The organism is Streptomyces sp. SDr-06, assembly GCF_003324565.1.
Classification (GTDB): domain Bacteria; phylum Actinomycetota; class Actinomycetes; order Streptomycetales; family Streptomycetaceae; genus Streptomyces.
Map to the genome: position 1 here is coordinate 232,272 of NZ_QOLA01000001.1, position 7,388 is coordinate 239,659.

Sequence of the window (7,388 nt, forward strand, 5' to 3'; positions counted from 1 at the left end):
CAAAGGTCGGTCGGGATCATCCGGTCCGGGCCGGCTCGAGTCGGTTCCGGTCGGGAACGAGTCGGGCCGGGTCTCCTCCGATTACGCCAACCGATCTTGTCGATCGCGGGAGTTGTACACGACCTTGGACGTTGTGCGGAGGTCTGCCGCGAAGATGGCGGACGCGGCTTTCAGTACCTCGTTGGCGTGCCTCAACTCCTCCACCTCGCGGCGCAGCCGGCGCAGTTCCTCGCGTTCGCGGCCGGACAGCGGGCCGTCGTCGCTCGGCGCGCGGCGGTCACGGGAAGCAGGGCCCGGCGGTGCGGCTCGGCCGCGTCCGGCGGCCGCGTGCGGAGGCTCGCCGCTGTGGGGTTCCCGGTGGTCGTAGAGGGCGGCGCGGGCTTCCAGTTCCTTGGTCACCCGGTGCCAGTGGCGCGTCCAGGTGGCGATGTCGCCCTCGCAGGCCGCGACGTAGGCGCGGGTGACTTTGAGCGATGGCTTGTGCAAACCCCGGGCGGCCTCGGAGAGGGTGGCCACGGAGTAGTGCGCGCGTTTCGCCATCGCGCGGTAGGAGGGGTTGCCGGCCTGGCGCCTGAGGGTGCGCAAGCCGTGGGCGAATTCTTCCAGCGGTCCGGCCGTGGGGTCCAGTAACCGCTCTGGCCTGGGCATTTTACCCCCTGGGAAGTCGATCATCTCGATAGGAGCGCGCGATCGGGAGCCCGTGGGGTGGGCTGTTCGGCCACCTGCGGGCACAGCGGTGCGGCCCCGGTGGTTGACGTGGTCGGCGTACAACCTCCGGCAGGGGCCACTGTGGGCATTGGTACATGCCAGTGACATGCCGATCAAGTGAACATCCGGCATTTCGAGCCATACACCGGCAGTGTCGGCTGATTTCCGGCGACCCCGCCCAAGGACTGACACCCTCCCGGCCTCGGCGTTCCGCTTCCGGCCACAACCCGGCGAGTTGTACGGGGCGCACCCTGTCTACGCCCCTGTACAACGGCCCTCCCTCGTGTACAACCGCGCGGCTCTGCAAGATCGGTCCACGTCAGGAGGTACGGCCGAAACGGACGGGAAATGGGTGGCGACGCGGTGGACCTGGACACAGCACGTGGCCAAGCGGAATCAGTACCGCCCGAGGGCATGTACGAGTACCGGCGCGGTGACCTGGTCGAGCCCGACTGGCGGCGCTTCCCCGGCTGGCGCGACGTCACCGACGCCGAATGGGCGGACCCGCAGTGGCAGCGCGCCCACTGTGTCAAGGACGCCAAGGGCCTGCGCGCGGTCGTCGGGGACCTGCTGGACGGGGAGTTCTACGCCGACTGGGAGCAGGACCGGCTGCATCGGGCGACCATGTCGGTGCTGCTCCCCCCGCACATGCTGAACACCATCGCCCCGCACGTGGCCGGGGCCCGGCCCGGCGAGCTCACCAAGGCGTTCTACGACGACCCGGTGCGCCGGTACATGCTGCCCGTGTTCTCCGACCGCCACCCGGAATGGCCCTCGCACCCGATGGCGAGCCGGGACTCTCTGCACGAGCAGGACATGTGGGTGGTGGAGGGGCTCACTCACCGCTATCCCACCAAGGTCCTCGCCGAGCTGTTGTCGACCTGCCCGCAGTACTGCGGGCACTGCACGCGGATGGACCTGGTCGGCAACTCCACACCCCAGGTGACCAAGAGCAAGCTCCAGCTCAAACCGGTCGACCGGGCCGAGCGGATCCTCGCCCACCTGCGGGCCTCCCCCGGCATCCGCGATGTGGTGGTGTCCGGCGGGGACTTGGCCAACCTCCCCTGGCCCCGCCTGGAGAATTTCATATCCGAGCTGCTGACGATCGACTCGATTCGGGACATCCGGCTGGCCAGCAAGGCGTTGATCGGACTGCCGCAGTACTGGAACTCCGCGCCGGTGCTGGCCGGGATCGCCCGGGTCAGCGAGGTGGCCCGGGCGCGCGGGGTGCAGATCGCGCTGCACACCCACGCCAACGCGGCCCAGCAAGTGACCCCGCTGGTCGCGGAGGCGGCCCGGGCGCTGCTGGCCGCAGGACTGCGCGACGTACGCAACCAGGGCGTGCTGATGCGCGGGGTCAACGACACCGCGCACGAGCTGCTGGACCTGTGCTTCGCGCTCACCGATCACGCGGGTGTCACGCCGTACTACTTCTACATGTGCGACATGATCCCGAACGCCGAGCACTGGCGGGTGCCGTTGCACCGGGCACAGCTGATGCAGCGTCAGATCATGGGCTATCTGCCCGGGTTCGCCACCCCGCGCATCGTGTGCGACGTGCCGCTGGCCGGCAAGCGGTGGGTGGACCAGACCGACGCCTACGACCGGGACCTCGGCATCTCCCACTGGAGCAAGAGCTATCTGACGCCCCTGGAGGCGGCGGACCCGGACGCCCACAGCGGCTCGTACCACTACTACGACCCCATCGACACGCTGCCGCTGTCCGGGCAGCGGTGGTGGCAGGAGACCACCCGTCAAGGGTAGAAGGGACAGTCGCACAGCCATGAGCAGTCTCCGTCCGCAGCGGGAAGAGCCTCCGGTCCTGGAGGAGTGGTACCGCCGGCATCTGAGCCCCGACGTCGTCGACATCAGTTCCAGCGGCGTCCATCCGTACACCTTCGCCGAGATACGCGACCTGTGCGGGATCCGCACGGAGGACCTCGACGCCGTCGTCATGGACGACAGCGTCTCCCAGGGCGGAGCGGGCATCCGGCAGGCGATCGCCGACCGCTACGCCGCCGGGGACGCCGACCGGGTGCTGGTCACCCACGGCTCCAGCGAGGCCATCGCCCTCACTCTGGGCACCCTGCTGCGGCCGGGCGACCGGGTGGTGGTCCAGGAGGGCATCTACCACTCCCTCGGCCACTACCCGCGGGCGGCGGGGTGCGAGGTGACGGTGCTGCCGGCCGGCGCCGTGCGGGACGGAGAGATCGACCCTGAGGTACTGGCCGCGCTGGTGACCGAGGGCACGGCCGCGGTCATCGTCAACTTCCCGCACAACCCGAGCGGGACCTCCCTCTCGCCGGACGGGCTGAAGGCTCTGCTCACGCGGGTCGCGGAGGCGGAGGCGCTGCTGGTCTGGGACGCGGCGACCGCCGAGATCGCGCACCGCTGGGAGGTGTTGCCGGACCCGGGCACCCTGTACCCGGACACGGTCTCCTACGGCACGTACTCCAAGACCTTCGGGCTGCCCGGCCTGCGGGTGGGCTGGGCCATCGCGCCGCCGGAACTGCTGCACGCCACCTTCCCTCTGCGCGACCGGACCACGCTGTTCCTCTCGCCGCTGGTGGAGCTGATCGCCGAGCGGGCGATGCGGAACGCCGACCGGCTGATCGGACCGCGGGCGGAAGAGGCCGGGCGCAACCTCGGCCACCTGACAGAGTGGATGGCGGAGCACGAGGACCTGGTGCGGTGGACCCCGCCCGAGGGCGGGGTGTGCGCACTGCCGGTGCTCCGGGAACTGGAACGGCCGGGCACGGCGCCGGGGGCGGTGGAACAGCTCTGCCGCGAACTGCTCGCCCGGCACCGGACGTTGCTGGTGCCCGGGACCGCCTTCGGGGCACCACACGGGGTGCGGCTCGGCTTCGGCGGCGGCGAAGCGGCCTTCCGGGCCGGGCTCGCGGAGCTGTCCGGATTCCTGCGCGAACGCGGGGCTGGGCGATGAGCGTGGCGGCGGCAGGGGCCGCGGAGAGCCGGCCGGGCCTTGCGGAGCCCGACTTCACGGCGCAGTGGGCGCGTTCGGTGCGCGACCGCGGGGATGCGCCCGCACTGGTGACCCCGGCGCGCGTGCTGACGTACAAGGCGATGGACCGGCTCACCGACGCGTGGGCGGCCTCGTTCGCCGGGCGCGGGGCGGGACCGGGTCAGCTCGTCGGCCTGGCCTTCGACGACCCGGCCCAGACGGTGCTGGGCATGGTCGCGGCGCTCAAGAGCGGGGCCGGGTTCACCGTGCTCGACGACCGGCTGCCGACGGCGGCGCGGTCGGCGCTGGTCCGCCGTACCGGTGCCGCCATCTGGGCCGGGGACGGGGACCACGCACCCGAAGGCGCCTACGTACCGGAGCCGGCAGGCCCCCACCGCGGTGGCGATCAGCGACAGGCCAGGAGCGACGACCTCGCGTATGTGCTCTTCACCTCGGGCTCCACCGGAGCGCCCAAGGGCACGGTCGTTGAGCGCGGTTCGCTCGGCCGGTTCGCGTCGGCGGTCGCCGAGCGGCTGGCACTGACCGGCGAGGACCGCTGGCTCCAAGTGGCCTCCCTCGGGTTCGACGTGGTCATCGAAGAGGTCTTCCCCGCCCTCGCGGCCGGCGCGGCGGTGGTCTGCAGGAGCGACACCCGCGCCCTGGACGCCGAGGAACTGCACGCTCTGCTGACGGCCACCGGCACCACCGTGGTGGAACTCTCCACCCAGTACTGGCTGGAGTACGCCCGCTGGCTCACCGAGCGGGACCTGGGCACGCCGCCCCGGCTGCGCACGGTGGTGGTGGGGGGCGAGCGGATGGACCCGGCGCCCTACCGGGAGTGGCAGCGCACGCAGTCGGCCGCCCTGGCCCATGTCTACGGCCTCACCGAATGCACCGTCAGTTCCACCCTGTACACCGGCCTGTTGCCGCGGGACGCCACCGAGGTGCCGCTCGGCACCCCGCTGCGGGACGTGGAGATCAGCGTACGGCGGGACGGGCGACCGGTGCCGGACGGCGAGACCGGGGAGATCTGCATCGGCGGCCCGCTGGTCGCCCGGGGCTTCCTTGACGACGAGGCCGCCACCGCACGCCGGTTCGTGCCGGACCCGCTCGCCGCCGGGCCGGCGGCCCGGATGTATGTGACCGGGGATCTGGGCCGCATCGATGACGACGGCCAACTCGTCTTCCTCGGACGGGTGGACGACCAGATCAAGATCCGCGGGCATCGGCTGGAGCCGGCCCGGGTGGAGCGAGCGCTGTGCGAGAGCCCGGAGGCGGGCCAGGCCGTGGTGTTCCCCGACCCGGACACCGGCACGGCGCTCTGGGCGTTCGTGGTGCCCGCCGACCCTCGGCAGGCCCCGCCGCCCGGGGAGGCCGTACGGCTCACCGGGGCGGACCGGGACGGCCTGGTGGCGCACCTGGCCGCGATGCTGCCCGACTGGGCGGTGCCGCGGGTGATCCACCAGGTCTCCGTCCTGCCCAAGAATCCGCATGGCAAGGTCGACAAGCGGCTGCTCGCCGCATGGGCCCACATCGCGTCGACGCCCGCGCCGGCATCCCCCGCGCCGGTCGAAGGGCTCATGGACGAGCCCCTGCGGACGGTGCTCGGCCACTTCCGCGAGGTGTTGCAGGCCCCGGACCTAGGCCCCGACGACAACTTCTTCGACCATGGCGGCCAGTCCCTGCTCGCCATGCGTCTGCTCACGCGGCTCCGTGCGTCCTTCCCGGCCGCGGCCGGGATGCGCGCGAGCGCCCTCTTCACCTCCCCGACCTCCCGGCTGCTGAGCGACGCGCTCACCGCCGCCACCGCGCCGGGGCGCTGAGCCGAACCAGCGCCTCTGCGGCGACGCCCTGTCCGCCAGGGCATCCCATCAGGTCACTCTTCCCACGTAACGAGAGTTGGCATGTCGAACCACACCACCAGCTACACCCTCTCCCCCGACGAGGCGTCCGCCACCGCCGCCCTGGGCACCGAACTGGCTCGCGCCTACCCCTCCTTCAACGACCCCGTCCTGCTGCGCGACCTGCCGCACCTCGCGGCCCGGCTGCCGCTCGGGGTCCAGCATTTCCTGCGCGAGTTCAAGCTCGCCGACCGACAGGGCCACGTGGTGATCCGCGGCCACCACTTCGATCAGGACCGGATCGGCCCCACGCCCGCCCACTGGCGCGGCCGCGGCCGGCCCGGCCAGGAGTTCGCCGAGGAACTGCTGCTGATGCTCTACTCGGCGCTGTTGGGCGAGCCGTTCGGGTGGGCCACCCAGCAGGACGGGCACCTGGTGCACGACATCTTCCCGATCCGTCAGCACGAGAACGACCAGCTCGGGATGGGGAGCAAGGAGCTGCTCACCTGGCACACCGAGGACGCCTTCCACCCGTACCGCAGCGACTACCTGATCCTGGGCGCACTGCGCAATCCCGACCATGTACCCACCACGCTCGGCGAGTTGGACCTGTCCTCGCTCTCGGCGGAGGACATCGACATCCTCTTCGAGCCCCGCTTCTACATCGCCCCCGACGAATCGCACCTGCCCAAGAACAACACGATCACCTCGCCCGAGGAGGCGGCGCGGTTCTCCACCATCCAGCGGATGATCGACGAGCGTCCGCTGGGCGCGCTGCTGTACGGCTCACGCGTGGACCCGTACATGCGCCTGGACCCCTACTTCACCTCGGTGCCGGAGGAGGACCCGGAGGCGCGGCGCGCCTACGACGCCCTGTTCAAGGTGATCGACGCCGGGATGCGGGAGGTCGTCGCCGACGAGGGCGACGTGCTCTTCATCGACAACCACCGCGCGGTGCACGGCCGGCTGCCCTTCACGGCGCGCTACGACGGCACCGACCGCTGGCTCAAGCGGGTCTGCGTCACCGCCGATCTGCGCCGCTCCCGAGAGATGCGGGCGACGGCCGACTCCCGGCTGCTGGGCTGAGCCGACGTGTCCCTCACGCTCACCGACCTGTCGCGGGACCCCTGGCTGCGGACCGAGGTGGACCGGCTGATCGGGGCGAACATGCCGGAGTTCATGGGCTGGGAGTCCCCCGGCAACTGGCGCTGGCACGGCATGTACGAGCAGTACCCGGTCCACCAGCTCTGCCTGGTGGACGAGGAGGGCCGGCTGGTGGCGGCGGCCAACGGACTCCCGGTCCGCTGGGACGGCACGCCCCAGGGCCTGCCGTCCGGCACCGACGAGGTGCTGGTCGAGGCCGTGGACCACGGGCGGCCGGAGCGGCCCGACGCGATCTGCATGCTGTCCGTCTCGGTGGATCCTGAACACCGGGCCGCGGGCCATGCCGAGCGGTTGCTGACCACCGTCCGGCAGATCGCCGCGGCCGACTGCCCGCGCGGCGTGATCATCCCCGTCCGTCCGACCCGCAAGCCCCGCTACCCGCTCATCCCGATCGAGCGGTACGCCGCCTGGCGCCGCCCCGACGGAAGCTGCTTCGACCCCTGGCTGCGCACCCACCTTCAACTGGGCGCCCGGCAGCTCGGGTTCGCCCCTCAGTCGCTGGTCATCCGGCAGCCGGTGGCCCGCTGGGAAGCGGCCCTCGGGCACCCGCTGCCGGGGCCCGGCGACTATCCGCTCGCGGGCGGCCTTGTCCCCCTGCGGGTGGCGGACGACGGGTACGGCACGTACGCCGAGCCGAACGTCTGGGTCCATCACGCGCCCTGACCCGCGCCCAGACCCTCACTTCCCGCCCGCTTTCCCTCTCACCCACACCT

Annotated in this window: 6 protein-coding genes; 5 read left to right on the top strand and 1 reads right to left on the bottom strand. The window is 71.7% G+C overall.

Annotated features, from left to right (window positions below):
• Nucleotides 1-81: 81 nt before the first annotated feature.
• Complete coding sequence (locus DT019_RS01005) at nt 82-585, bottom strand: XRE family transcriptional regulator (protein WP_223279238.1); 504 nt, start codon at nt 583-585, stop codon at nt 82-84.
• Nucleotides 586-1,056: 471 nt separating this feature from the next.
• Between DT019_RS01005 and DT019_RS01010 the strand changes: the two genes are divergently transcribed.
• The 5 genes from DT019_RS01010 (at nt 1,057) to DT019_RS01030 (ending at nt 7,338) form a co-directional block, all read left to right on the top strand.
• Entirely contained in the window at nt 1,057-2,472 is a 1,416-nt protein-coding gene (locus DT019_RS01010) for a KamA family radical SAM protein (RefSeq protein WP_223279239.1), read from the top strand.
• Between the two features lie 19 nt (nt 2,473-2,491).
• Nucleotides 2,492-3,652: a capreomycidine synthase gene (gene vioD, locus DT019_RS01015; protein ID WP_114034618.1), complete on the top strand. Its 1,161-nt coding sequence runs from the start codon at nt 2,492-2,494 to the stop codon at nt 3,650-3,652.
• A complete protein-coding gene (locus DT019_RS01020) occupies nt 3,649-5,493 on the top strand; it encodes a non-ribosomal peptide synthetase (protein WP_114034619.1) in 1,845 nt (614 codons plus the stop codon). The genes vioD and DT019_RS01020 overlap by 4 nt, the downstream gene beginning before the upstream one ends.
• An 81-nt stretch (nt 5,494-5,574) precedes the next feature.
• On the top strand, nt 5,575-6,597 hold the full coding sequence (gene vioC / locus DT019_RS01025) for an arginine beta-hydroxylase, Fe(II)/alpha-ketoglutarate-dependent (protein WP_114034620.1): 1,023 nt from the start codon (nt 5,575-5,577) through the stop codon (nt 6,595-6,597).
• A gap of 6 nt (nt 6,598-6,603) precedes the next feature.
• The gene (locus tag DT019_RS01030; protein WP_114034621.1) at nt 6,604-7,338 is read left to right on the top strand and encodes a GNAT family N-acetyltransferase; all 735 of its coding nucleotides are present in this window, start codon (nt 6,604-6,606) and stop codon (nt 7,336-7,338) included.
• Nucleotides 7,339-7,388 lie beyond the last annotated feature (50 nt).

Coding starts and splice junctions, on each gene's coding strand:
- DT019_RS01010 (WP_223279239.1), top strand. CDS start 1,057: ATGGGTGGCGACGCGGTGGACCTGGACACAGCACGTGGCCAAGCGGAA.
- vioD (WP_114034618.1), top strand. CDS start 2,492: ATGAGCAGTCTCCGTCCGCAGCGGGAAGAGCCTCCGGTCCTGGAGGAG.
- DT019_RS01020 (WP_114034619.1), top strand. CDS start 3,649: ATGAGCGTGGCGGCGGCAGGGGCCGCGGAGAGCCGGCCGGGCCTTGCG.
- vioC (WP_114034620.1), top strand. CDS start 5,575: ATGTCGAACCACACCACCAGCTACACCCTCTCCCCCGACGAGGCGTCC.